The organism is Chryseobacterium sp. X308, assembly GCF_020733145.1.
Lineage (GTDB): Bacteria > Bacteroidota > Bacteroidia > Flavobacteriales > Weeksellaceae > Chryseobacterium > Chryseobacterium cupriresistens.
On sequence record NZ_JAJFZH010000024.1, the window covers coordinates 14,192 to 37,333 of the forward strand.

Annotated in this window: 21 protein-coding genes; 11 read left to right on the forward strand and 10 right to left on the reverse strand. The window is 37.4% G+C overall.

Annotated elements, in window-relative coordinates; all coding sequences use genetic code 11:
• The first annotated feature begins 82 nt into the window (after nucleotides 1–82).
• The 5 genes from proS to dnaJ all read left to right on the forward strand — a co-directional run bounded on the left by proS (nucleotide 83) and on the right by dnaJ (nucleotide 6,846).
• On the forward strand, nucleotides 83–1,558 hold the full coding sequence (proS, locus tag LIV57_RS19775) for a proline--tRNA ligase (protein WP_110009327.1): 1,476 nt from the start codon (nucleotides 83–85) through the stop codon (nucleotides 1,556–1,558).
• A gap of 118 nt (nucleotides 1,559–1,676) precedes the next feature.
• The gene (locus LIV57_RS19780; RefSeq protein ID WP_110009269.1) at nucleotides 1,677–3,008 is read left to right on the forward strand and encodes an OmpA family protein; all 1,332 of its coding nucleotides are present in this window, start codon (nucleotides 1,677–1,679) and stop codon (nucleotides 3,006–3,008) included.
• Between the two features lie 114 nt (nucleotides 3,009–3,122).
• The gene (locus LIV57_RS19785; RefSeq protein WP_227943977.1) at nucleotides 3,123–4,457 is read left to right on the forward strand and encodes an Nramp family divalent metal transporter; all 1,335 of its coding nucleotides are present in this window, start codon (nucleotides 3,123–3,125) and stop codon (nucleotides 4,455–4,457) included.
• Nucleotides 4,458–5,089: 632 nt separating this feature from the next.
• Entirely contained in the window at nucleotides 5,090–5,629 is a 540-nt protein-coding gene (locus tag LIV57_RS19790) for a nucleotide exchange factor GrpE (protein ID WP_395974916.1), read from the forward strand.
• A 98-nt stretch (nucleotides 5,630–5,727) separates the two neighbouring features.
• Complete coding sequence (dnaJ, locus tag LIV57_RS19795) at nucleotides 5,728–6,846, forward strand: molecular chaperone DnaJ (RefSeq protein ID WP_202838550.1); 1,119 nt, start codon at nucleotides 5,728–5,730, stop codon at nucleotides 6,844–6,846.
• A 408-nt stretch (nucleotides 6,847–7,254) separates the two neighbouring features.
• Here the strand turns inward: dnaJ and LIV57_RS19800 are convergent, their stop codons facing one another.
• Nucleotides 7,255–8,136 carry a DUF808 family protein gene (locus LIV57_RS19800; RefSeq protein WP_227943978.1) on the reverse strand — a complete coding sequence of 294 codons (882 nt, stop codon included), beginning with the start codon at nucleotides 8,134–8,136 and terminating at the stop codon, nucleotides 7,255–7,257.
• Nucleotides 8,137–8,291: 155 nt separating this feature from the next.
• On the opposite strand from LIV57_RS19800, the gene LIV57_RS19805 reads away from it, so the two are divergent.
• Complete coding sequence (locus LIV57_RS19805) at nucleotides 8,292–8,786, forward strand: tetratricopeptide repeat protein (protein WP_202838553.1); 495 nt, start codon at nucleotides 8,292–8,294, stop codon at nucleotides 8,784–8,786.
• Nucleotides 8,787–8,809: 23 nt separating this feature from the next.
• Complete coding sequence (locus LIV57_RS19810; protein ID WP_227943979.1) at nucleotides 8,810–9,679, forward strand: alpha/beta hydrolase; 870 nt, start codon at nucleotides 8,810–8,812, stop codon at nucleotides 9,677–9,679.
• 275 nt (nucleotides 9,680–9,954) lie between these two features.
• Here the strand turns inward: LIV57_RS19810 and LIV57_RS19815 are convergent, their stop codons facing one another.
• The 5 genes from LIV57_RS19815 to LIV57_RS19835 all read right to left on the reverse strand — a co-directional run bounded on the left by LIV57_RS19815 (nucleotide 9,955) and on the right by LIV57_RS19835 (nucleotide 15,043).
• Nucleotides 9,955–10,650, reverse strand: a complete 696-nt coding sequence (locus LIV57_RS19815; protein ID WP_110009261.1) for a DedA family protein — start codon at nucleotides 10,648–10,650, stop codon at nucleotides 9,955–9,957.
• An 86-nt stretch (nucleotides 10,651–10,736) separates the two neighbouring features.
• Nucleotides 10,737–11,849 (reverse strand): peptide chain release factor 2, encoded by a 1,113-nt coding sequence (gene prfB, locus LIV57_RS19820; RefSeq protein ID WP_137905936.1) that lies wholly within the window; start codon nucleotides 11,847–11,849, stop codon nucleotides 10,737–10,739.
• Nucleotides 11,850–11,992: 143 nt separating this feature from the next.
• Complete coding sequence (locus LIV57_RS19825; protein ID WP_227943980.1) at nucleotides 11,993–12,484, reverse strand: hypothetical protein; 492 nt, start codon at nucleotides 12,482–12,484, stop codon at nucleotides 11,993–11,995.
• Between the two features lie 18 nt (nucleotides 12,485–12,502).
• On the reverse strand, nucleotides 12,503–13,606 hold the full coding sequence (locus tag LIV57_RS19830; RefSeq protein WP_227943981.1) for an NAD(P)/FAD-dependent oxidoreductase: 1,104 nt from the start codon (nucleotides 13,604–13,606) through the stop codon (nucleotides 12,503–12,505).
• An 84-nt stretch (nucleotides 13,607–13,690) separates the two neighbouring features.
• Complete coding sequence (locus LIV57_RS19835; RefSeq protein ID WP_227943982.1) at nucleotides 13,691–15,043, reverse strand: ATP-binding protein; 1,353 nt, start codon at nucleotides 15,041–15,043, stop codon at nucleotides 13,691–13,693.
• A 116-nt stretch (nucleotides 15,044–15,159) separates the two neighbouring features.
• Here LIV57_RS19835 and LIV57_RS19840 point away from each other — a divergent pair, with 116 nt between their 5' ends.
• From LIV57_RS19840 to LIV57_RS19850, 3 genes are all read left to right on the forward strand, one after another.
• Nucleotides 15,160–16,062, forward strand: coding sequence for an ABC transporter ATP-binding protein (locus LIV57_RS19840; protein ID WP_227943983.1), 903 nt, complete (start codon nucleotides 15,160–15,162; stop codon nucleotides 16,060–16,062).
• Between the two features lie 2 nt (nucleotides 16,063–16,064).
• Complete coding sequence (locus LIV57_RS19845; protein ID WP_227943984.1) at nucleotides 16,065–16,910, forward strand: ABC transporter permease; 846 nt, start codon at nucleotides 16,065–16,067, stop codon at nucleotides 16,908–16,910.
• 124 nt (nucleotides 16,911–17,034) lie between these two features.
• A complete protein-coding gene (locus LIV57_RS19850; protein ID WP_227943985.1) occupies nucleotides 17,035–17,664 on the forward strand; it encodes a hypothetical protein in 630 nt (209 codons plus the stop codon).
• Between the two features lie 42 nt (nucleotides 17,665–17,706).
• Here LIV57_RS19850 and msrB read toward each other — a convergent pair whose 3' ends face one another.
• The 4 genes from msrB to LIV57_RS19870 all read right to left on the reverse strand — a co-directional run bounded on the left by msrB (nucleotide 17,707) and on the right by LIV57_RS19870 (nucleotide 20,176).
• Entirely contained in the window at nucleotides 17,707–18,804 is a 1,098-nt protein-coding gene (msrB, locus tag LIV57_RS19855; RefSeq protein WP_227943986.1) for a peptide-methionine (R)-S-oxide reductase MsrB, read from the reverse strand.
• Nucleotides 18,805–18,821: 17 nt separating this feature from the next.
• The gene (locus LIV57_RS19860) at nucleotides 18,822–19,265 is read right to left on the reverse strand and encodes a DUF417 family protein (protein WP_227943987.1); all 444 of its coding nucleotides are present in this window, start codon (nucleotides 19,263–19,265) and stop codon (nucleotides 18,822–18,824) included.
• A gap of 80 nt (nucleotides 19,266–19,345) precedes the next feature.
• On the reverse strand, nucleotides 19,346–19,615 hold the full coding sequence (locus LIV57_RS19865; RefSeq protein WP_227943988.1) for a hypothetical protein: 270 nt from the start codon (nucleotides 19,613–19,615) through the stop codon (nucleotides 19,346–19,348).
• 6 nt (nucleotides 19,616–19,621) lie between these two features.
• Nucleotides 19,622–20,176 carry a sigma-70 family RNA polymerase sigma factor gene (locus tag LIV57_RS19870; protein ID WP_137905933.1) on the reverse strand — a complete coding sequence of 185 codons (555 nt, stop codon included), beginning with the start codon at nucleotides 20,174–20,176 and terminating at the stop codon, nucleotides 19,622–19,624.
• A gap of 255 nt (nucleotides 20,177–20,431) precedes the next feature.
• Here LIV57_RS19870 and alaS point away from each other — a divergent pair, with 255 nt between their 5' ends.
• Nucleotides 20,432–23,074 (forward strand): alanine--tRNA ligase, encoded by a 2,643-nt coding sequence (alaS, locus tag LIV57_RS19875; RefSeq protein WP_227943989.1) that lies wholly within the window; start codon nucleotides 20,432–20,434, stop codon nucleotides 23,072–23,074.
• Nucleotides 23,075–23,142 lie beyond the last annotated feature (68 nt).

Consider the following 23,142-nt stretch of genomic DNA (forward strand, 5'->3'; position numbering starts at 1 on the left):
ACTGGTAAAAAAATCTATCAAAAATAGATTTTTATTTTTAGATAACAATAATGTACAAAAGTTAAAAAAATTAAAAAAAATAATGGCAAAATTAACCTCAAGAAGCGAAGATTACAGCAAATGGTATAATGAGCTGGTTGTAAAAGCTGATTTAGCTGAAAACTCAGGCGTGCGTGGATGTATGGTGATCAAACCGTATGGCTATGCGATCTGGGAAAAAATGCGTGATGAAATGGATAAAAAGTTCAAAGAAACAGGTCACGTTAACGCATACTTCCCGCTTTTTGTGCCCAAGAGCTTGTTTGAGGCTGAGGAAAAAAATGCAGAGGGTTTTGCAAAAGAATGTGCTGTTGTTACCCACTACAGGTTAAAAACCGATCCGGACAATCCATCCAAACTGATTGTAGATCCGGATGCAAAACTGGAAGAAGAACTTATTGTTCGTCCTACTTCAGAAGCAATTATCTGGAATACCTATAAAAACTGGATTCAGTCTTACAGAGACTTGCCGATATTAATCAACCAATGGGCGAATGTTGTTCGTTGGGAAATGAGAACACGTCTTTTCTTAAGAACCGCAGAGTTCTTATGGCAGGAAGGGCACACCGCTCACGCTACAAAAGATGAAGCTGTGGAAGAAGCAGAGAAAATGAATAAAGTATATGCTGATTTTGCAGAAAACTTTATGGCTATTCCAGTTATTCAGGGGTTGAAAACACCTTCTGAAAGATTTGCAGGAGCCGATGAAACTTATTGTATTGAAGCATTGATGCAGGACGGAAAAGCTTTACAGGCTGGAACCTCTCACTTCTTAGGACAGAATTTCGCAAAAGCATTTGATGTAAAATTCACCAACAAAGAAGGAAAAATTGAACATGCATGGGCTACCTCATGGGGAACTTCTACCCGTCTGATGGGAGCATTAATCATGACCCACTCTGATGATTTCGGATTGGTACTGCCTCCTACCCTTGCTCCAATCCAGGTCGTGATTGTTCCTATCTTTAAAGGAGAAGAGCAGCTGGAGCAGATCAGTGAAGTGGCTTTGGATATCCAGGCTAAACTGAGAGCAAAAGGAATTTCTGTGAAGTTTGATAATGACACCCAGAACAAACCAGGATGGAAATTTGCAGAATATGAATTGAAAGGAGTTCCTGTAAGAATCGCAATGGGACCTAGAGACCTTGAAAATAAATCTGTGGAAATCGCGAGAAGAGACAACCTGACTAAAGAAGTTCGTTCTATTGAAGGACTTGATTCTTATATCGAAGATCTGTTGAAAACCATTCAGCAGGATATTTATAACAAAGCATTTGAATTCAGAAAAAATAATATCACGAAAGTGGATACTTATGAAGAATTCAAAAAAGTTCTGGAAGAAAAAGGTGGATTCATCTACGCACACTGGGATGGGACAGCTGAAGAAGAGGAACAGATCAAAGATGAAACGAAGGCGACGATCAGATGTATTCCTTTGGATGATGATGTAGAAGAAGGAATTTCATTGATCTCAGGAAAACCATCTAAGAGACGTGTATTATTTGCAAAAGCTTATTAAAAATTTTAATGATTTAGAAAAAAATCATTAAAATTCAAAGAAATATTCAAAAAAAAGTGACATTTGGACGGATTTTTGTTTAAATTTATCTCAACATTAATCAAAAAAATTTATTATTATGTCTTTAAATGTCATTGATTTAATTAAAGGACAATTAGGTCCCGCATTGGTTTCACAGGCTGCATCGCAGTTTGGAGAAAGTGAATCCGGTATTTCTAAAGCAATTGGCGGATTATTACCTGCTGTAGTAGGTGGATTAGCCAATAATGCAGATAAGCCTGGCGTTGTGGATGCAATTACACAAGCCTCTTCAAGTGGAATTTTAGGAAATTTATTAGGAGGTTCGTCCAGCAGTCCTGTTATTTCAAACTTGTTGTCTTCCATTTTTGGAGATAAAGTAGGTGCATTAGTGAATTCCATTGCCAGTTTTTCAGGTGTAAGCAATACCTCTGCAGGTTCTTTGTTAAACCTGGTGACTGGAGCTACAGTAGGCACTATTGGAAAATATGCAGCAGACAATAATCTGGGTGCTTCAGGTATTTCCAGCTTACTGCATGATCAGAAAGGCATTGTTTCTTCTTTACTGCCGGCAGGTCTTTCTTTGGCATCCTTTGGATTAGGAGCTGAGAATTGGTTTGGACAGGCTAAAGAAACGGTTTCTTCAGTAACGTCAACTGCTAAAGATAACATCGCTGAAGGTGTTGCTACAGCAAGAGAAAATGTTTCAGAAGGCGCAAGAGAAGTAAGAGAACGATTTGAAAATAATAACAACAATAATCAAGGCGGAGGTTCAATCTGGAAATGGTTGCTTCCGCTTTTATTATTGATAGCTGCTGCTTATTTCTTATGGAAACAGTGCGAGAAAAAGCAGACGACTACCACTACTACCACAACATCTGACTCAGCAGCAACCAGTACAGCAACAGATACTGCTGCTACAACGGGAACAGCAACACCTGCTCCGGCAACAGCTAAAACAGATGAAGACATTGATCTTAACGGAGTGATGTTAAAAGGTTATAAAGGAGGAATGGAAGATCAGATGATTACATTCCTGAAATCCGGAAACTATAAAAATGCCGCTGATGATGCAGCATTGAAAGATAAGTGGTACGACTTCGATCACGTCAATTTCAAAATGGGAAGTGCTACTGAACTTGAGGCAGGTTCACAAGGACAATTGGATAACTTAGTGGCTATCCTTAAAGCTTTCCCTGATGCAAAAATCAAAATTGGAGGTTATACAGACAAAACCGGAAACGAAGCCAACAATGTAAAACTATCAAAGGCCAGAGCTGAATATATCAAGGCTGCTTTAGTAAAAGCAGGAGTTGGTGCTCAGGTTTTAGAAGCTGAGGGCTATGGAAGTAAATTTGCTAAAGTTGATGCTACAGCTTCTGATGCTGAAAGAGCTGCAGACAGAAAAATGGCTGTAAGATTTGCTAAATAATCTTTAAATTCAATAAAAATTAGATTCCGGAAAGCAAATTTCCGGGATTTTTTTATGCGATGATTTTTCTGTTTACATTTATTTAATTAAATTTGTTAGTCATTTCTAACATTTATGAACTTCAATATAAAAAGCGCCTGGCGAAAAGATAAAACAAACCATTCCCTATCAGAGGTTTATTCATCAATCAAAGTCCCTAAAAATGCAACTTTCTGGAGAAAGTATCTTGCATTTGCAGGACCAGGACTGATGATAGCTGTAGGTTATATGGACCCGGGAAACTGGGCCACAGATATTGCCGGGGGAGCTCAATTCGGTTATACACTCCTTTCGGTCATCCTTATTTCCAATATCTTTGCAATGGTTTTACAGCACTTATCCGTAAAACTTGGTGTTGTTGCAGAAAGAGATCTTGCCCAGGCCTGTAGAGACCACTTCAATCCTACCACTAATTTTATTCTCTGGGTATTCTGTGAAATAGCCATTGCCGCCTGTGATCTTGCCGAGGTCATCGGTTCTGCTATTGCGTTAAATTTGCTATTTCATATCCCGTTGACCTGGGGAATTGTTATTACAACAGTAGATGTATTAATCATCCTTTTACTTCAGGCAAAAGGCTTCCGATGGATCGAAAGTATTGTAGGTGGACTTATCTTCATTATTCTGGCGTGTTTCGTATATGAAATCGTTATTTCAAAACCTGCTTTCAATGAAATTCTGGGAGGTTTGGTTCCACAAAAGGAAATCATTCAGAATCCTGCCATGCTCTATATTGCAATCGGAATCTTAGGAGCTACGGTAATGCCGCATAACCTGTATCTGCACAGCAGTATTGTGCAAACCAGAGATTATCCCCGCAATACTGAAGGAAAAAAAGAAGCCATAAAGTTTGCCACCATAGACAGTACAGTTTCATTAATGCTGGCTTTCTTCATCAATGCTGCAATCCTTATTCTGGCAGCCGCTACATTCCATACTACAGGAAACGAGCATGTGGCGGATATCCATGATGCCTATAAAATGTTAACCCCAATTTTAGGAGCTTCTATGGCTAGTATTGCATTTGCGATTGCTTTATTGGCGTCCGGGCAAAACTCCACATTAACAGGAACTCTTGCCGGGCAGATCGTCATGGAAGGCTTTCTGAACATCAGATTAAAACCATGGCTGAGAAGACTGATCACAAGACTTATCGCTGTAATTCCTGCACTTATTGTTGCCATTCTTTACGGAGAACAGGGAACAACCGAATTATTGGTGTTAAGTCAGGTAATTTTATCCATGCAGCTGAGCTTTGCTGTTGTTCCGCTGGTAATGTTTACCAATGATAAAGCCAAAATGGGTGAATTTGTCAATAAACCATTCCTGAAAATCTGTGTATGGATTATTTCCATTATTATTATTGTTTTAAACCTTTATCTGTTATATCAGACATTTACAGGAGAATAAAGGTACAATGACAGTTTTTAAATTGACTGTTGAACATTATTAAGTGAATGGTCAATGGTCAATTTTTGCTTCGCAAAGTCAATTATTAATCCTACCCTACAACCAATTCACAAGCGGAGCGCATTGACATCTTCACCATTGATTAGTGAATAGTCAATGGTCAATTTTTGCTTCGCAAAGTCAATTTTTTGCCCTACTCCACAATAAATTCACAAGCGGAGCGGATTGACATCTTCACCATTGATTAGTGAATAGTCAATGGTCAATTTTTACTTTGCAAAGTCAATCATTAATCCTACCCTACAACAAATTCACAAGCGGAGCGGATTGACATCTTCACCATTGATTAGTGAATAGTCAATGGTCAATTTTTACTTTGCAAAGTCAATTATTAATCCTACCCTATAACAAATTCACAAGCGAAGCGGATTGACATCTTCACCATTGATTAGTGAATAGTCAATGGTCAATTTTTGCTTTGCAAAGTCAATTATTAAACCTATACTACTCAAAATTCACACGCGAAGCGCATTGATGTATTCACGATTCACCATTACTTCTTTTTTCTGCCTTAATGTCCAGTTTTTAGATTTGGCAGACTCTTTGTCAAACAATCAGTAAATAAATATTGAATTATGGAAAACCAGGATATTAACGAAGAAAGCATCAATAATCAGGAAGAAAACAATGTTCAGAATGACGCAACATCACAGGACAATGTGACAGCTGCACCTTCTCCGGAGGAACTTTTGGCAGAAGAGAAAGACCGTTACATCAGACTGTATGCTGAATTCGAAAATTATAAAAAAAGAACAAGCAAGGAGAAGATGGAATTCTTCCAGTATGCCAACCAGGAGATGATGGTTTCAATGTTAGGCGTTTTGGATGATTTTGAAAGAGCTTTAAAAGAAATCGCTAAAAACGGAAATCCGGCTGATCTTCAGGGTGTAGAGCTTATCTATCAGAAATTCAAGAATAAACTTACCGAAAAAGGCTTACAAACAATGGAAGTAAAGGCTGGTGACAGCTTTAATGTTGATTTCCATGAAGCGATTACCCAGATCCCTGCTCCATCGGAAGATTTGAAAGGAAAAATCGTAGACGTTATTGAAACAGGGTACACTTTAAATGATAAAGTAATCCGTTTTGCAAAAGTAGTAACAGGAAATTAAAATTCATAAATGATAAATGATGAGTGATAATTGAATGTTTCACTTATTAGCTTTAGAATATCTTTTATCATTTATCAACAATCAATTATAAAATTGTCATGTCAAAAAGAGATTATTACGAGGTTCTTGAGATCAGCAAATCTGCATCAGCCGACGAAATAAAAAAAGCATACCGTAAAATGGCCATCAAATTCCACCCGGATAAAAATCCAGGGGATAAAGAGGCTGAAGAAAAATTTAAAGAAGCTGCTGAGGCTTATGAAGTTCTGAGCGATGATCAGAAACGTGCCAGATACGACCAGTTCGGACATGCCGGAATGGGTGGAAATGGCGGTTTCGGAGGCGGAGGCTTCGGAGGCGGAATGAATATGGAGGATATTTTCAGTCAGTTTGGAGATATTTTCGGTGGCGGTTTCGGAGGATTCGGCGGTGGCGGTGGAGGCCGTCAGCAGGTGAAAGGTTCTAATTTAAGAATCAGAATCAAGCTGAACCTTGAGGAAATGGTAAACGGTACTCAGAAAACCATCAAAGTAAAGAAAATGAAGATGGCGGAAGGTGCCACTTCAAAAACATGTCCTACCTGTAACGGTTCCGGTGTTCAGTTAAAAGTGATGAACACGATGTTCGGTCAGATGCAGACTCAAACTACCTGCGGTACATGTCAGGGAATTGGAAAAGTTGCTGACAAAATTCCTGCAGGGGCGAATGCACAGGGTCTTATTAAAGATGAAGAGGAAATTACCATCAACATTCCGGCAGGTGCAAGAGACGGCATCCAGCTTAATGTAAGAGGAAAAGGAAATGATGCCCCATTTGGAGGTGTTCCGGGAGACTTATTGGTGATTATTGAAGAGGAAGTAGATCAAACGATCAAAAGAGAAGGTGACAATCTTCACCAGGAATTATATGTTTCATTTGCTGAAGCTGCTTTAGGAACCAAGAAAGAAATTCCTACCGTTGGCGGAAAAGTGAAAATTACCGTTGATCCGGGAACTCAGTCCGGAAAAATCTTAAGATTGGCTGGAAAAGGACTTCCAAGCATTGACAGCTATGGTAAAGGAGACATGTTCATCCACATCAATGTATGGACACCGCAAAAGCTTACCAAGGAGCAGAAGGAATTCTTTGAAAAGCAGATGTCCAGCGGAGAAATGGTTGCAGAACCATCCGGAAAGGAAAAAACTTTTTTTGATAAAGTAAAAGATTTATTCAATTAATATAAAAAAGAGACTTGTAAAAAGTCTCTTTTTTGCTTTGAAGAAGGCTCCGGTCTTGTGGCAATGAAAAGAGTAAACAATGACTACTTTGTCACTGAAAAAGCTTTACCAACATACGTATGCTTATAGGAAATCAACCTAAGTTGTTTCAACTTTTTGATATTCCTTTTAGTGGCAATGGCTTCGACAGGCTCAGCCTGACAATGTTTAAAATTTTGATTGATATTTGGGTTATCAACCTGAGCCTGTCGAAAGGTTATCAATAAGAAAACCTTATGATTAATCTCGAGTATTAATTGAGGCCCATCAACTTTAATTCATTTAACTAAAAGATATTGAATGAACCTAAAAAAAGTCCTGTACTCTCTTGAATACAGGACTTTTTGATTATTTAATTTTAATTCTGTTTTATTTTTTTGTCGCCAGGGAATAGATTCCTTTTCCTAAAGTGAAAACCAATACTGCAGCAATTCCTCCTACAAGACCGAAAGTAAATTCTTTCAGCATAGAAGGCCACGTTGGAAGCAGCTCATGTAAATAATGAATATTATGAGCAAAAATTCCTCCTGAAACCAGGATCAAAGCAATTGTTCCTACAACTCCTAAAAGTTTGATGATAACTGGCAATGCTTTTACCAATAAGTGACCAAGCTTGGAGAAGAATCCTTTGTCATGACTCTTTTTAATCAAACTGAAACCTGCATCATCCATTCTTACGATCAATGCAACAATTCCATACACTCCTACTGTTGCAATAAATGATACAAAAGTTACCGTTAAAATCTGTGTAAGAAGCGGATGTTCCTGCTGGATAACCGTTCCCAATGCAATAATTACAATTTCAATGGAAAGGATAAAATCTGTTCTGATTGCTGAGTTTATTTTTGCTTTTTCAGAAACTTCAGAGTTTTCTTCTTCTTCACTTTCTTCGATGACTTCGTGCCCTTTTTTGGAACGGTGGAACAGGAATTCTATAATTTTCTCTACTCCTTCAAAGGCAAGATATATTCCCCCTAAAATAAGAATCATTTCAATAGCCGGTTTGTACAGCCAGTTGAGAAGAAAGGCAATAGGAAGAATGATCAGTTTATTGATAAATGATCCTTTGGTAATAGCCCACAGAACCGGAAGTTCTCTGGAGGAAAGAAAGCCGGTGGCTTTTTCTGCATTTACAGCCAGGTCGTCCCCTAAAATTCCTGCTGTCTTTTGTGTAGCAATCTTACTGGTAACTGCTACATCATCCATCAATGCTGCAATATCATCCAAAATAGCAAAAAAGCCTGATGCCATATTTTAATAATTTTTTAATCTTTGTTAAGTCCAGCAAAAATAATTATTTAATTCCGTTTTTGGATTCATAATATGACAATAATTTTCAAAATTATGAGAATCATTAAGCAATCCTTCACTTTCAATATTTTATATCTTTGTTTAAAACCTCTTCAATGGATAAAAACTGGGAAGACCAATTACAAAGTTTATGGCTACAACTGGGAACGATAAGCAATGAAGCGTTTATTCAGCACATTAAAAATCATGTAGAGTTACTTACAGATAACAATTCCCAGGCTATTGCCGATTTTGAAAGAGCCTGCGCTTTTGATTCCACCGGACATGAAAAGGAAGCAGAACCATTGTACAGATCGGCATTAGATCACGGATTAACCGGCTTACGAAGAAGAAGAGCAAGAATCCAGCTGGCAAGTACCTTAAGAAATAATGGAAAAACAGAAGAAAGCATTCATATTTTAAGGGAAGAAAAAGCCCATTATTCTGATGAGCTAAATGATGCAGTAGATTCTTTTTTAGCGTTGTCTCTTTCTTCAGCCGGGAAATATGAGGAAGCATTATCATTAACTTTAAAGGCACTTTCCCGCCATCTGCCAAGATACAACCGGTCTGTTTACAATTATGCCAAGGGTCTGCATAATGAATTGTAATAATATTTTTTTATTTTTACTTTATGAAAAAGCTCATTCTCCGGTATCATTTTTTCGCTATGGGATGTGTTGGCTTCGTGCTGCAGTCCTGTAATACGAAATTCAGGGTTTGGGTAGGTCCCGGAGGCCAGCAGAAGATTTACAATCTGAAATATGGTGAGCATAAAAGGCAGAAAATGGATGTCTTTCTTCCCAAAAACTATGCTGAAAATTCCCCTGTAGTACTTATCGTTCATGGAGGCGCCTGGACTTTGGGTAAAAAAGAACATATGATCCAGGTTCAGAAGATGCTTTTTGAAAACAGGATTCCAAGCATCAATATGAATTACAGGCTGGTTTCTCCAAAGGAAAAAATCACTTACAAACAACAGCTTGAAGATATTGCCCTTGCCATTGAAAAATTCAATTCTCTGGCGGAAAAAGCAGAGCTTCAGCCCAATAATTACATTCTTCTGGGAGAAAGTGCCGGTGGACATCTCGCCTTACTTTACGGTTATCAGCATCCCGAGCAGATCAAAAAAATCATCTCTTTAAGCGGGCCGACAGATTTTTACAGCTCAGCATATCTTAAGTCGTTTTATTCAAAATATACTTCTCCTACTTTTCAAAAAGTAGTAGGGACTAAGTTTGACCGGAAAAATATGTCTGAAGCCTTTAAAGAAGCCAGTCCTATTGCTAATATTACCAATGTTCCTACATTGTTGTTTCAGGGAAACAATGATGTGCTGGTCAACCAGCATCAGGGAATCGCCATGGATTCAGCGCTTACCCAAATGAATATTCCGCATAAATTCATCTTTATGAAAGGAGCCGGGCATGCACCCAGATTTTTCAGTAAGAGAAAAAGAGACAGCATTATCTATCCTAATATTTTGGAATGGATTAAAAAGTAAAGATGTGTAACAGAATTTTTTTGATTATTCAACACAAAGGATAATAATTACAGCACATCATTGTAAGAAAGTAAAGAAGTTGTGACTTTGTCACTGATGAAGCTCACAAATATATCCATACGCTTAGAAAGAATCAATTTCATTGATTCCTACCTTTGCTCTCTCAAAATAATACTCAATACAAATTAATCTTTGCGTTTAAAAAATTCATTGATAAGCAATAAAAAAGCCATCCCATGATTGAGACGGCTCTATATTTTGATTGAATTCTTTATCTATTCAAAGTCCTGGTCTTCATATTTGGAAAGATCTTCTTTTTTCCCGAAAACAAATTTAATGATTACCGGAAGTGTTGTTACCAATACGATTACAATAATGATATATTCCAGTTTCTCTTTCAGGTTGATGCCAAACTGCTCCATAAAAAGCTTGTCCAGATAATGTCCTGCAAAGATCAGAATAAAAGACCACAATACGGCACCAATAATATTATCTCTTAAAAACTCTTTTTTATCCATCTTTACGATACCTGCTACAATAGGAGTAAAAGTTCTTACAACCGGTAAGAATCTTGCCATAATAACTGCTAATGCTCCGTGTTTTTCAAAGAAATCGTGTGCCTGGTAAAGGTATTTTTTCTTAAATAGCATTGAATCCGGTCTTTTATACAAAGCTGGTCCTGCTTTTCTTCCGAAGTAATATCCTACTTCATTTCCAATAATAGCGGCAAGAGCTACTCCTGAAGCCAATAAGGTGGTATCTAAAAAATCGCTCCCTGTAGAGCCAAAAGTCTCTTTGATGATTTCAACGGCATAAATTCCCGAAACGAAAAGTAGAGAATCCCCAGGTAGAAAAAATCCTACAAAAAGACCCGTTTCAGCAAAAACAATAAATAAAATCAGCCAAAACCCTCCCATTTTTATATAAAACTCCGGGTTTAATAAATCCTTCCAGCTATTGAAATCTTCCATAAATATCGATGAACAACAAAAGTAAGTCTAAAATGTCTGAAACAAAAATTAATTATAAGATTTTAACTAAAATTCAAACATGATTTTTATAAGTCGAGATCATCATCGGAAACTGCGGTTCCATCGGCCATTAAGAATGCTTTCAGGAAAGGAGTGATATTACCATTCATTACCGCATCCACATCTGACGTTTCATGACCTGAACGTACATCTTTTACCAGTTTGTAAGGATGCATGACGTAGTTTCTGATCTGGCTTCCCCACTCGATCTTCATCTTGTTGGCTTCAATCTCGTTTCTGGCTTTCATACGTTCTTCCAATTCCATTTCGTAGAGTCTTGAACGAAGGAGCTGCATTGCCTTTTCTTTATTCTGAAGCTGAGAACGGGATTCTGAGTTTTCAATAATAATTCCTGTAGGAGCGTGGCGAAGACGTACAGCCGTTTCCACCTTGTTTACGTTCTGTCCTCCGGCTCCGGAAGCTCTCATGGTTTCAAAGCTGATATCGGCAGGATTGATGTTGATTTCAATGGTATCATCCACCAAAGGATAAACATATACCGAAACAAAACTGGTATGGCGTTTCGCATTACTGTCAAAAGGAGAAATTCTTACCAAACGGTGTACTCCGTTTTCGCCTCGTAAATATCCGAAAGCAAATTCACCTTCAATTTCAAGGGTAACAGTCTTCACTCCGGCCACATCACCTTCCTGAAAATTCAGTTCACGGATCTTATAGCCTTGCTTTTCTGCCCACATGGTATACATTCTCATCAGCATGGATGCCCAGTCACAACTTTCTGTTCCCCCTGCCCCTGCTGTAATCTGAAGGACTGCGGAAAGCTCATCACCTTCGTTAGAAAGCATATTTTTGAATTCCAGGTCTTCAATTTTCTCCACCAATTGCGGGAATGTTTCATCCAGTTCTTTTTCAGAATCCGGATCTTCTTTAGCAAAATCAGCCAAAACCTGCAGATCTTCAAACTGTGTCTGAATTTCATCATAGCTTTCTACCCATTTTTTCTTGGAACGAAGCTGCTTTAAAAAAGCTTCAGCTGTTTTTGGATTGTCCCAAAATTCCGGTGCTGCAGTTTTTTCATCATCATTGGCAATTTCAATCTTCTTTTTTTCAATCTGAAGGTATCTGTGTAAGTCTTCAATTCTGGATTGAACTTCTTTTATCTGGTCGTTGTTAATCACGAATGTTTCTTTTTTGCAAAAATAAGGAATTCTTTTAGAGTGGAGAGGTTCGGGGTTTAGTTTTCGGGGTTCGGGATTCGAGTTTTTCGAATACTTGATTTTTTTGGAAATTTAATAGAGGTTCAGGATCTGATTTAGGAGAACTATTCCTTAACAATTTCAGCGTCAAAGCTTCTTCTAAGATAATCTTTTGCTTGTTTACTTTCCGATTTGAATCCTACCATAGTTAAGGCGTAGACAAACAAGAGCATACTCAGAGGAAGAAAAAGTTCTAATGATATTTCTTTTTCCCTTATAGTTTTTATAGAGACACCTATGAAGAAAATCAGGGCAAATGAGCACCAGACTATTAAGAAAAAAAAGACAAAAGCATTTAATGACATGGTCACCTGTATTTGTGTTCCATTATTTTCATTTTGAATTTTACCATTGATCTGAGGAAGAAATGAGTTTCTGTATTGTATCACTCTGCTTATTTCAAAGCTATTATTATCCACAGATCCTTCATAATCTTTTATATAATTCTTTCCCAAACCAAATTTTTTAGGTTCTACAAAACCAGAAAGTCTTGTTAATACTTCCTTTTCAGACAAATTTGTTTTGTAAGTAATACGTTCAAAGGGTAAGTATTTCATATTTCTCAACGTTTGCAATTATATCATTTCTGCCACCATTTCACCTATCTTCGGAGCCAGGGCAACCCCTATTCCTGAAAGTCTTACCGCACAAAACTGTCTTTCTGAAAACTGTTTTACAATGGGCGATTTTTCTTCACCCATAGCCATTATTCCTGACCAGCGAAGGAAAATTTTAAAATCTTTATGAGGAAGTATGACTTCTTTTAAAAAGTTTTCTAAATGATTCTGCAGAAATTCCGTGGTTTCAAAAGCTGTGGTTTCTTCTGTCTTAAAATCCTGATTTCTTCCGCCACCTAGTAATATTCTGTTTCCTATATTTCTGAAATAATAGTAGCCTTCATCGTAATGAAAAGTACCTTTAAGTTTTAAACCGTCTATTGGTTCTGTCAGAAGAACCTGTCCGCGGGCAGGAATGATATTCTCGTTTTCCAGAAATTTTGAAGTGAATGCATTGGTACAATAAATAAGCTGGTCGGCGATTACAGAAAGATCAGTTGAAAGCTGCACCTCAACTTTGTCCGTTTCTTCAATATTTTGAACTTCCGTTCCAAATAAAAACTCAATTTTCAGTTCATGGCATTTCTCCAGCAGTTTCTGTACTAACTTTCCGGAGTGAAGACCTCCTTCACAGGGATTTTCTATCAGGAATTCAGATTTTCCAAGCCCGAATTCCTGTATTTTATTTTGATTCAAAGCATAAGTCTGAGCCAGTCCGGTTATTGTTTTCAGTTTTTTATTTACAGCATCAATCTGGGTTAAATACTCTTCATTGTTTACAATTTCATACCCTCCATTCAGTTCAAAATCAATTTCATCATTTTTAACATAATGTTGGATTTTCTCAAGTCCATCAAATCTCATTGTAACAAGCTCCAGTGTTTTTTCCCAGCCCATTTTCTCAGAATCGGCAATAATTTCGGTAAGGCTTCCAAAGCAGGCAAATCCGGCATTTCTTGTGGAAGCACCCAATGGAATGCTATTCCGTTCAATAATAAGAACAGATTTTTCAGGATACTTCTCCTTTATGGATATGGCTGTCCAAAGCCCGGAAAAGCCCGCACCAATAATGATGATGTCTCTTTTTCTGTAGAATGTATCCAGTTCCCAGATGCTGTTCATAAATAATGAGTAATGAGTAATGAGTAATTTTTTATAAACCCTTGAGCTTTAAACTTTGAACCTTAAACTTAAAATCTCTTTCCTCTACCTTTTATCTTTATCATCATTATGCTGGAATCCTATTGCTCTTTGCGGCTCTTCGACAACTCTGTAGGTTTCCAGTTCATTTTTCAGAGCCTGAATCCTAAACCTGAAGTCATCAAAATTATTGATAATGGCATCCGCAAGAAATCGTGCTACCTGATCAAGATATTCTTCAGTAAGCTTTGATCCTGCATCCCTTAATGCGCTGTCTAAAATTTTCTGATCAATTTTCAGCTTTTCGTTTCTGGTCCTTTGATACAGGTTTTTGATTCTTTTCTTTAGGCTTTGGGTAAAATCGATCAGCATGGTATTGCTGAATGCTTTCATCTTTGAAGAGATTTCATGCCAGAATGGAACTTTATCAGCCTTGTTATTTTTAAGTATTTTGTAGAGTAAAGAATCTTCTTCCAGTCCTCTGGTCATGGCATAAAGGATGATTTCCGAGCGCTCAGCAGCATTGGGTGGAAAAATAGGAATCAGCACATCAAATCTTCCTGGTGCCAGAATTTCCTCATCAATTTCAGCCACAGAATTAGCTGAACCTACCATTAAAACACCTTCTTTTTCAAACTTTCCGATGTAGTGAAGAATCAGTTCCTGAGCCTCAAGATTGCAGGAAGCAATGTCTGTTTCCGCCCTTCTCTGCATCATAATTTCATCAAAATCATCCATAAAAAGAAGCATTTTGTTTTCCTTCATCATACTCACCAGGAAATCACTGAAATTGATCTCATTTCCATCAATCAGCGAAGTTCCCAAATAATGTTTTTTGACTTCCTTAAACTGATATCCGATAATTTCAGCAATTTTGTTGGCCCAGAATATCTTACCGCTTCCGGGAGGTCCGTACAGAATAATCCCTGCAGGCTTGTTGATGCCCCAGTCTTTGATCTGCTGCGGATTCAGGAAGGGTTCCAGAACAGTGGATGTATAAAAAAACAGGTCTCTGTATCCGATAAAATCTCTTTGCTGAAGGCTGGTTTTATGTCCGAAATAATCATACACAAACTGGTAATTCCCTCCCAGTTTATTATCAATTCCATAGCTCGATATGGAGGATTTGTAAAAACCATTATCGAAAATATTGAGATTATTGTCTTTGATCACCTTTTCAACCTTATCTTTTGGCTGCTTAATGACTTCGGCAATCTGCTCCAGGGTTTTATTTTTATCAAGATCTTTTTCATACAATCTTAAAAAATCTACATTTTCGCGGGCAAATTTTTCAAAATCTTTTTTTACCTCAAAATTGGTACTGATACAATCTACCAGTTCAAGATCAAAATCCTGGATAAACTGTTTTATGGCTTCTGCAGATACATTTAATTCTTCTGCCAGTTCAATTAGCTTCATAACTGTTGATTAATTCTATCAAATTTAATGTATTTGTCCATAAATTAATATTGATTTATGATAATTCTGTAACATTCTCTAATTTATATAGACTACTACTATGTAAAACAAATTACATGGAAAAGATTTTATCAGTAAAAAATTTGACGAAAAAATTCAAAAGAGTTGTGGTCAACAATATTTCTTTTGATGTCGAGAGAGGAAATGTTTATGGCCTTTTGGGGCCGAACGGAAGCGGAAAATCCACTACTTTCGGGATGCTGCTTTCAACCATCAATCCCACCAGCGGAGATTGGTTCTGGTTTGGCAAGAAAGGAACTGATCCGGACACCTTAAAAAAGATCGGAGCGATTATTGAACAGCCTAACTTTTATCCTTATCTAAGTGCAGAAACCAATCTTAAGATTGTCGCTGAAATTAAGCAAACACCCTACTCAAGGATTGACGAAGTTCTGAAAACGGTTAATCTGTATGAAAGAAGAAAAGATACTTTCAAAACTTTCTCTTTAGGAATGAAGCAGCGTCTGGCTATTGCTTCTGCCATGCTGAACAATCCGGAAGTATTAATTTTGGATGAACCGACCAACGGACTGGATCCTGAAGGAATCATTCAGATCAGGGAAATTATCAGCGATATTGCCAAACAGGGAATCACCATTATCATTGCAAGCCATCTTCTGGATGAAATTGAAAAAATCTGCAGCCATGTCATTGTCTTGAAGGAAGGAAATTCCATTTACTGCGGAAGAGTGGATGAAATGACTTCCAACAACGGATATTTTGAGCTGAAAGCTGATAATAATACATTACTTTTAAATGCGTTGAACGAACTTCAGTGGTTCTCTTCCATCCATCAGGAAGGTGATCTTATCAAAGCTCAGATCCGTGATGATGCTTCTATTTCAGCTTCGGCAATGAATCAGAAACTGGCTGAAAAAGGAATCTATCTTTCTCATTTAACAAAGAAAAAACTGTCTCTTGAATCTCAATTCCTTGAACTTGTAAAAAACACCAATTAATCATGATCAAATTATTAAAACTTGAATATTACAAAAACCTGAACTATAAACCTTTCAGAGTTTTCACGATACTTTATTTCGCCATTCTTATTGCTTTACTTTTCATTGGATTGGTTGACTTTGATGTTTTTGGAGGAACGATTAATTTAAAAGAACAGGGAATTTATAATTTCCCGGAAATCTGGAATTTCACCACATGGATTGTTGCTTTATTGAAAATTTTCCTTGGACTGATCATCGTTTTCTCTATTTCCCAGGAGTTCAGCAACAGAATGTTCAAGCAAAACACGATTGATGGACTGAGCAGAAAGGAATTCATCACTTCAAAATTGCTGACGATAAGCATTTTCACTATTGTTTCGACAGCCATTGTGTTGGGAATTACTTTGTTTCTGGGCTATCAATATTCGAATACAACGGACTCTACCAAGGCTTTTGCTGAAATGTTCTTTATTGGAAATTATTTTGTGAAGCTATTTACGTTCTTTTGCTTCTTAATGTTCCTTTCCATTTTACTGAGAAAATCTGTTTTTGTTTTTCTTGCCCTTTTCGTTTTCTGGATTGGCGAAGGAATTTTAACCGCTCTTGAGACGTATTCAAAAGTAAAGGGAATGCAGGGACCGCAAAGAAATGAGGTTCTTCAGAATGATTTTTTTATCTCGCACCTTTTACCGCTTGAAAGCATGTCAAGCCTGATTCCTAACCCGATGATGAGATTAAATATGGCTAAAATGATGGGCTTACAATATGAGTTCCACTACCCTACGGAAAGTCTTATCGCCTGTCTGGTGTGGTGTGCTGTTTTTATATTCGGTTCGTACTGGATTCTGAGAAAAAGGGATTGGTAGATGACTATATTTAGGATTTAAAGATTTAAAAAATTAAAATATTTAAAGATTATTTTTAAGTGGTTCGTTTTCGGATCACTTTTTTTGGCTTAAAATTTTCATTCAGTACTGTCAAAAACCAGCCATGAAAAAAATATACTACTTCCCAGGATTGATCAGCGCCTTGCTGATTCCTGTTTTATTCTGGTACTACGGAAATCAAAAGTTTGAAGATATTAATCTTTCAGTGATAGATATTGGACTTCCTGCCAAAGAAAGAGAGGGGATTAAAAATACTTTTGCAAGTTTTGAACCTGCAAGAAACTGGAATTACAAAAAAATAAAAATAGCCCCCGGTACTGCTAAAGAAAATTCGAAATCATATGTTTCCGAACTGAAAAAACTCCAGAAAAGAAATGAGAAAGAGTCTGGTATTGAATTTATTTTAGATCAAAATAATAGTTATGGTGATTTTGTCTCAGTTTTGAATGATCTTACAATTGCCAAACAGGAACAATATGCAGTTGATCTTGAGAAAACAGGACATATTTTTGCGGTTTATAGCTATATTGATCCTAAAGTGCAATATCCTGAATATGAATGTTTACTTTGTTATGATGTTATCAGACCACAATATAAACCTGATTTTTTTGAAAAAATACAATTGCGTCTCGCAGAACTTCCGAAAGATACCTATTATTTTATTTTCGGATTTCTCCTATTTCTGAATATCTCCATGCTCAGCATCAAAGAAAGATTTCAACTACATCATTAATTCAAAATAAAAAGGCTGCCCAACGGCAGCCTTCCTTTCATGTTACTTTTTATCTAACAACGGAAGATATTTTCCGTATCCTTTGCTTTCCATTTCAGCTTTTGGAATAAATTTCAGCGAAGCACTGTTGATACAGTAACGAAGTCCTCCTTTATCCTGTGGGCCGTCCGTGAAAACGTGTCCCAGGTGAGCATCACCCGTTTTACTTCTTACTTCCACTCTGTCCATACCAATCGAACGATCCAGTTTTTCCTCAATCAAACCTTTGGTGATCGGTTTGGAAAAACTTGGCCATCCGCATCCGGATTCAAATTTATCAGTAGAGACAAACAAAGGTTCCCCTGTTGTAATATCTACATAAATTCCTTCACGGGTTTCGTTCCAGTACTCATTCTGAAAAGGTCTCTCGGTACCGTTCTCCTGGGTAACATTATACTGTTCTGCTGTCAGTTTTTCTTTTAAAACTTTTTTATCCTGCTTTTGATAAGCCGGTTTTGGAAGCGGGTTGGCTTTTTTAGCCATTTCAAAAAGTCCCGGTTCAATATGACAGTAACCGCCTGGATTTTTATCCAGATAATCCTGATGATAGTCTTCTGCTCTGTAGAAATTTTTTAATGGAATAGTTTCTACGACTACGGGTTTATTATAATTCTTTGCCAGCTTCTGAACTTCATCTTTTACCACCGCTTCATCTGTTTTATCAGTGAAATAGATTCCTGTTCTGTACTGGTTTCCTCTGTCATTTCCCTGCTGATCCTTGCTTGTAGGATCAATGGTTTTAAAATACAGATCAATCAATAGTTTCAGATCTACCTGCTCAGGATCATATTTTACTTTTACGGTTTCTGCGAAACCTGTTGTATGGCTTACGACTTCTTCATAAGTAGGATTTTTGGTATTACCGTTGGCATAACCAACTTCTGTTCCTACCACGCCACGAATCTGTTGAAAAAAATGTTCTGTTCCCCAGAAACATCCACCTGCAAAATAAATCTCTTTAACGTTCTTGTTATCCATAATTTCCTCATTTTCTTTTTTTACTTCCACCACATTGGACTTTGCTTTTCTGAAAAGCCCTGATTCCGCAGCAAATACTGCTATACCCAGAATGATTCCGAGTGCAATTAATATATTCTTCATTTTTACTTTTTTATTCATTACTTATTATTTTGAATGATCATTATTCCAAATCCTAAAAACATAAGGTCTTTCAGAATAAAGAAATCCGTCACAGGCACTCCGTCCACTATTTTCCACATTCCCGGTGTTGTAAATAAATAGCTTAATGTTACCAGAAAAGTTACCATCATTCCTATCCCTGCATACTTTTTCAGTACAGCAAATTTCGCACTAAATATCAGGAGTAAGGCAATGATAATTTCTATCACTCCGATAAGATTTGACACTGCCTGGGCACTCATAATCTTATATACGAAAAAAGTTAAGAAATGGTTTTCCACCAAAGGTTTTATTGCTGCAGCCTCCGTAGGCGTAAATTTGAAGATGCCAATCCACAGCAAAATAAGAGCTGCTCCAAAAAGGGAGATATAATACCCGGTTCGGGTTAATTGATTTTTAGATTCCTGTACTGTTCCGACCATATTTTTAAGATTTTAAATGAATACTTTATTGTTTTCAAAAGTATAGTCGGAGCTTTTTTACAATCCTGACAGAAATTTTATCAGAAATTCAATTTATCGATCATTTTATTTTTAAAGTCCTGAATTTCAGAATCATTAATTTCAGTTTCTTTTTCAGAAAAAGTCTTTTTAAAAGCTTTATCCAGAAGTGCCAGTTTTTCATTGTACATTCTGCACCATTTACAGATCATCAGGTGCATGCTCAGCATCCTGTTTTCTTTGGCAGAAATAGACCGGGCATTCCTCTTTTCCATCAGTAAAGTAGCTTCACTGCACGGTAAAAATAATATATGTAGTATTCTTCGTATCATGATTTCTTATGATTTTGAAAACCAGTTGAACTCCAGACATTCTCTGAGCTGCATGCGGCTTCTCTGCAAAATCTTCCATAGGTTAGTCGTGGAAACATTCAATTCCTGACTGACTTCCGGTGCTTTTTTTTCTTCAATATAATACATTTTCAAGAGAATCTTCCATTTGGAGGGCAATTCCTCAATACATTCCTCGAGTGTTTTATTAAAATCCTTGTTGTCTAAAAGCTCATCCCCTTCTCCTGATACATTCCAGTCATTTAAAACATCATTATGTTTCCATGATCCTGTTTCATCAAAAAAATGATCAAGTCGGATATTGGGTTCCGATTTATATTTTTTCCGGTAAAAATCGGCCACTTTTCTATTCAGAATAGCCATCAGCCATGTAAGCGCATTACTTTTCCCTTCAAAAGAATCATAAGCTGAGTAAGCTGCAAGAAAAACTTCCTGAACCACATCCTGTGCATCTTCTTTATTCGAAAGTACATACAGTGCCCGCTTCAAAAGCGGCCCCGAATACTGTTCTATCCAGCTTTTCAGCTCTTCATCTTTTGTCATTGGAAGTGTTTTGCCTTATCTAAGATCATAGCGAAGGTAGTAAGTTAAGCCGGAAAATGCAAAACAAGATAGATTATTACAAATTATAGCCGTCTCAAACCTCGCAGGTTTTGAAAACCCGTGAGGTTTAGGACACATCCATATCCAAAGCCGGGCACCATTCAAAACATAGCATAAAATTATTACAAATCGCTTAAAAATCTTAAATTTGCATCTTATCAAAAATTTGATATTTAAAAAAGCAAAAGCAATACTATGACATCACAAGAGATACGTCAAAAATTTTTAGATTATTTTAAAAGTAAGGAGCACTTAATCGTTCCTTCAGCTCCTATTGTGCTGAAAGACGATCCTACCCTTATGTTTTCCAACTCCGGAATGACGCAGTTCAAGGATTTTTTCCTTGGCTACAAAACCCCTACCGCCCCTAGAATTGCCGATACACAGAAGTGTCTGAGAGTTTCAGGGAAACACAATGACCTGGATGATGTGGGTAGAGATACTTACCATCACACCATGTTTGAGATGTTAGGAAACTGGTCTTTCGGGGATTACTTCAAAAAAGAGGCTATTGCTTTTGCCTGGGAATTACTGACTGAAGTATACGGAATTCCAAAAGAAAATTTATACGTAACGATTTTTGAAGGGGATGCTTCAGAAAATCTGGACAGGGACCAGGATGCTTATGACTTCTGGAAATCTCACATTTCAGAGGACAGAATCATCAACGGAAATAAAAAAGATAACTTCTGGGAAATGGGTGAAAGCGGACCGTGCGGACCGTGTTCAGAAATCCATATTGACCTGAGAACTCCTGAAGAAAAAGCAGCAGTTCCGGGAATTTCCCTTGTGAATCAGGACCACCCGCAGGTTGTGGAAGTATGGAATCTGGTTTTCATGGAATTCAACAGAAAGGCAGATAAATCTTTAGAGAAGCTTCCTGCTCAGCACGTAGATACGGGAATGGGCTTTGAGCGTCTTTGTATGGCGCTTCAAGGGAAGTCTTCCAACTATGATACCGATGTTTTCACTCCGCTTATTGCTAAAGTTGAGGAACTTTCAGGTAAAAAATATACCGGAATTTTACAAGACGAAAAAGATATTGCCATCCGTGTTGTGGTAGACCATATCAGAGCAGTTTCTTTTGCTATTGCAGACGGGCAATTACCATCCAACGGAGGAGCCGGTTATGTGATCAGAAGAATCTTAAGAAGAGGAATTTCTTATTCTTACCGATTCCTGGATATGAAAGAGCCTTTCCTTTACAAACTGGTAGCTGTACTGCAGGAGCAGATGGGAACTTTCTTCCCGGAAATCGAAAAGCAGGGAAAACTTGTTGCTGAAGTGATCAAAAGTGAAGAAGATTCTTTCTTAAAAACTATTGAAAACGGTCTGATCAGGGTTGAAAAACTGATCCAGCAGACCATTGGCAATAACCAGAAAGTATTACCAAGTGAAGAAGTTTTTGAACTGTATGATACTTATGGTTTCCCTGATGACTTAACAAGAATTATTGCCGAGGAAAAAGGATTAACGATTGATGAAGCTGGTTTCAAAGCTGAAATGGAGAAACAGAAGCTTCGTTCAAAAGCTGATTCTGCTCAGAAGGTATATGACTGGGTTATCTTGGAGGAAAGAGATGAAAACTTTGTAGGATATGATCAGCTTGAATCTGAAACCTATATTACAAGATACAGAAAGGTAGAAAACAAAGACGGGGAATTTTACCAAGTGGTACTGAGCAGCTCTCCTTTCTACCCTGAAGGAGGTGGACAGGTTGGTGACAAAGGTGAATTAATAAACTTAGATGCGAAAGGTGAAACTGAAAGTGGCACATTTTTCTATCCAGATGTAATTGAAGTTCTTGAAACAAGAAAAGAAAATAATCTTATAATAAGCCTTGTAGATAGACTTCCAGAACCTCCAACATCTTTATTGTTAGCAAAAGTAAATGCTTCTGACAGAAAAAACTCTCAGGCTAACCACTCTGTGACTCACCTTTTGCACGAGGCTTTAAGAGAGGTGTTAGGAACTCACGTAGAACAGAAAGGTTCTTATGTAGGTCCGGATTATCTTCGTTTCGACTTCTCTCATTTCAACAAAATGACGGAAGAAGAACTGGCATTAATTGAAGAAAAAGTAAATAAAAAGATCAAAGAAAGTATTGCTTTACAGGAATTCAGAAATATTCCGATTCAGGAAGCTCTGGATAAAGGAGCAATGGCTTTGTTTGGTGAAAAATATGGTGATAGTGTGAGAATGATCCAGTTTGGAAGTTCAAAAGAACTTTGCGGAGGAACTCACGTAAAAAACACCAGCGAAATTGGTCATTTCAAGATCACTTCCGAAGGTTCTGCTGCTGCAGGAATCAGAAGGATTGAGGCTATTTCAGGAGATAAATCCGAAGAGTATTTTAACAATCTTGAAAAACAGATCACTGAGCTTTCCCAGCTATTAAAGTCTAAAGATGTGGTAAGATCGATCGAAAAACTGATCGAAGAAAACACTTCATTGAAGGCTGAAGTAGATGCTCTTAAAAAGGAAAAAGCAAAAGGAGAAATCGGAGAATGGAAGAATGCTTATGAGCAGAAAGGCAACAAGCAGCTTCTTGTAAAGAAAACTTCTCTGGATGCAGGTTCTGTAAAAGATATCGTATTCCAGCTGAAGAGAGAAATTCCTGCTTCAGTAACGATCATCCTTTCTGATGCAGACGGAAAACCAATGATTACCGTTGGAGTTTCTGATGATCTGGCGGCAGATTATCAGGCTGGCGCTATTGTGAAGGATCTTGCAAAAGAAATCCAGGGCGGCGGCGGCGGAAACCCAGGTTTTGCAACGGCTGGTGGTAAAAACCTTGAAGGGTTAGAAAACGCTTACCAAAAAGCTTTGAATATCTAAAATAGAAACCTCTATTATAAATTTTTAACTCCGGCTGTCTCAAAATTGAGACAGCCGGAGTTGTTTTA

Excerpts from the sequence above, each read along its gene's own strand:
- proS (WP_110009327.1), top strand. The coding sequence starts at position 83 with ATGGCAAAATTAACCTCAAGAAGCGAAGATTACAGCAAATGGTATAAT.
- LIV57_RS19780 (WP_110009269.1), top strand. The coding sequence starts at position 1,677 with ATGTCTTTAAATGTCATTGATTTAATTAAAGGACAATTAGGTCCCGCA.
- LIV57_RS19785 (WP_227943977.1), top strand. The coding sequence starts at position 3,123 with ATGAACTTCAATATAAAAAGCGCCTGGCGAAAAGATAAAACAAACCAT.
- dnaJ (WP_202838550.1), top strand. The coding sequence starts at position 5,728 with ATGTCAAAAAGAGATTATTACGAGGTTCTTGAGATCAGCAAATCTGCA.
- LIV57_RS19800 (WP_227943978.1), bottom strand. The coding sequence starts at position 8,136 with ATGGCATCAGGCTTTTTTGCTATTTTGGATGATATTGCAGCATTGATG.
- LIV57_RS19805 (WP_202838553.1), top strand. The coding sequence starts at position 8,292 with ATGGATAAAAACTGGGAAGACCAATTACAAAGTTTATGGCTACAACTG.
- LIV57_RS19810 (WP_227943979.1), top strand. The coding sequence starts at position 8,810 with ATGAAAAAGCTCATTCTCCGGTATCATTTTTTCGCTATGGGATGTGTT.
- LIV57_RS19815 (WP_110009261.1), bottom strand. The coding sequence starts at position 10,650 with ATGGAAGATTTCAATAGCTGGAAGGATTTATTAAACCCGGAGTTTTAT.
- LIV57_RS19825 (WP_227943980.1), bottom strand. The coding sequence starts at position 12,484 with ATGAAATACTTACCCTTTGAACGTATTACTTACAAAACAAATTTGTCT.
- LIV57_RS19830 (WP_227943981.1), bottom strand. The coding sequence starts at position 13,606 with ATGAACAGCATCTGGGAACTGGATACATTCTACAGAAAAAGAGACATC.
- LIV57_RS19835 (WP_227943982.1), bottom strand. The coding sequence starts at position 15,043 with ATGAAGCTAATTGAACTGGCAGAAGAATTAAATGTATCTGCAGAAGCC.
- LIV57_RS19840 (WP_227943983.1), top strand. The coding sequence starts at position 15,160 with ATGGAAAAGATTTTATCAGTAAAAAATTTGACGAAAAAATTCAAAAGA.
- LIV57_RS19845 (WP_227943984.1), top strand. The coding sequence starts at position 16,065 with ATGATCAAATTATTAAAACTTGAATATTACAAAAACCTGAACTATAAA.
- LIV57_RS19850 (WP_227943985.1), top strand. The coding sequence starts at position 17,035 with ATGAAAAAAATATACTACTTCCCAGGATTGATCAGCGCCTTGCTGATT.
- msrB (WP_227943986.1), bottom strand. The coding sequence starts at position 18,804 with ATGAAGAATATATTAATTGCACTCGGAATCATTCTGGGTATAGCAGTA.
- LIV57_RS19860 (WP_227943987.1), bottom strand. The coding sequence starts at position 19,265 with ATGGTCGGAACAGTACAGGAATCTAAAAATCAATTAACCCGAACCGGG.
- LIV57_RS19865 (WP_227943988.1), bottom strand. The coding sequence starts at position 19,615 with ATGATACGAAGAATACTACATATATTATTTTTACCGTGCAGTGAAGCT.
- LIV57_RS19870 (WP_137905933.1), bottom strand. The coding sequence starts at position 20,176 with ATGACAAAAGATGAAGAGCTGAAAAGCTGGATAGAACAGTATTCGGGG.
- alaS (WP_227943989.1), top strand. The coding sequence starts at position 20,432 with ATGACATCACAAGAGATACGTCAAAAATTTTTAGATTATTTTAAAAGT.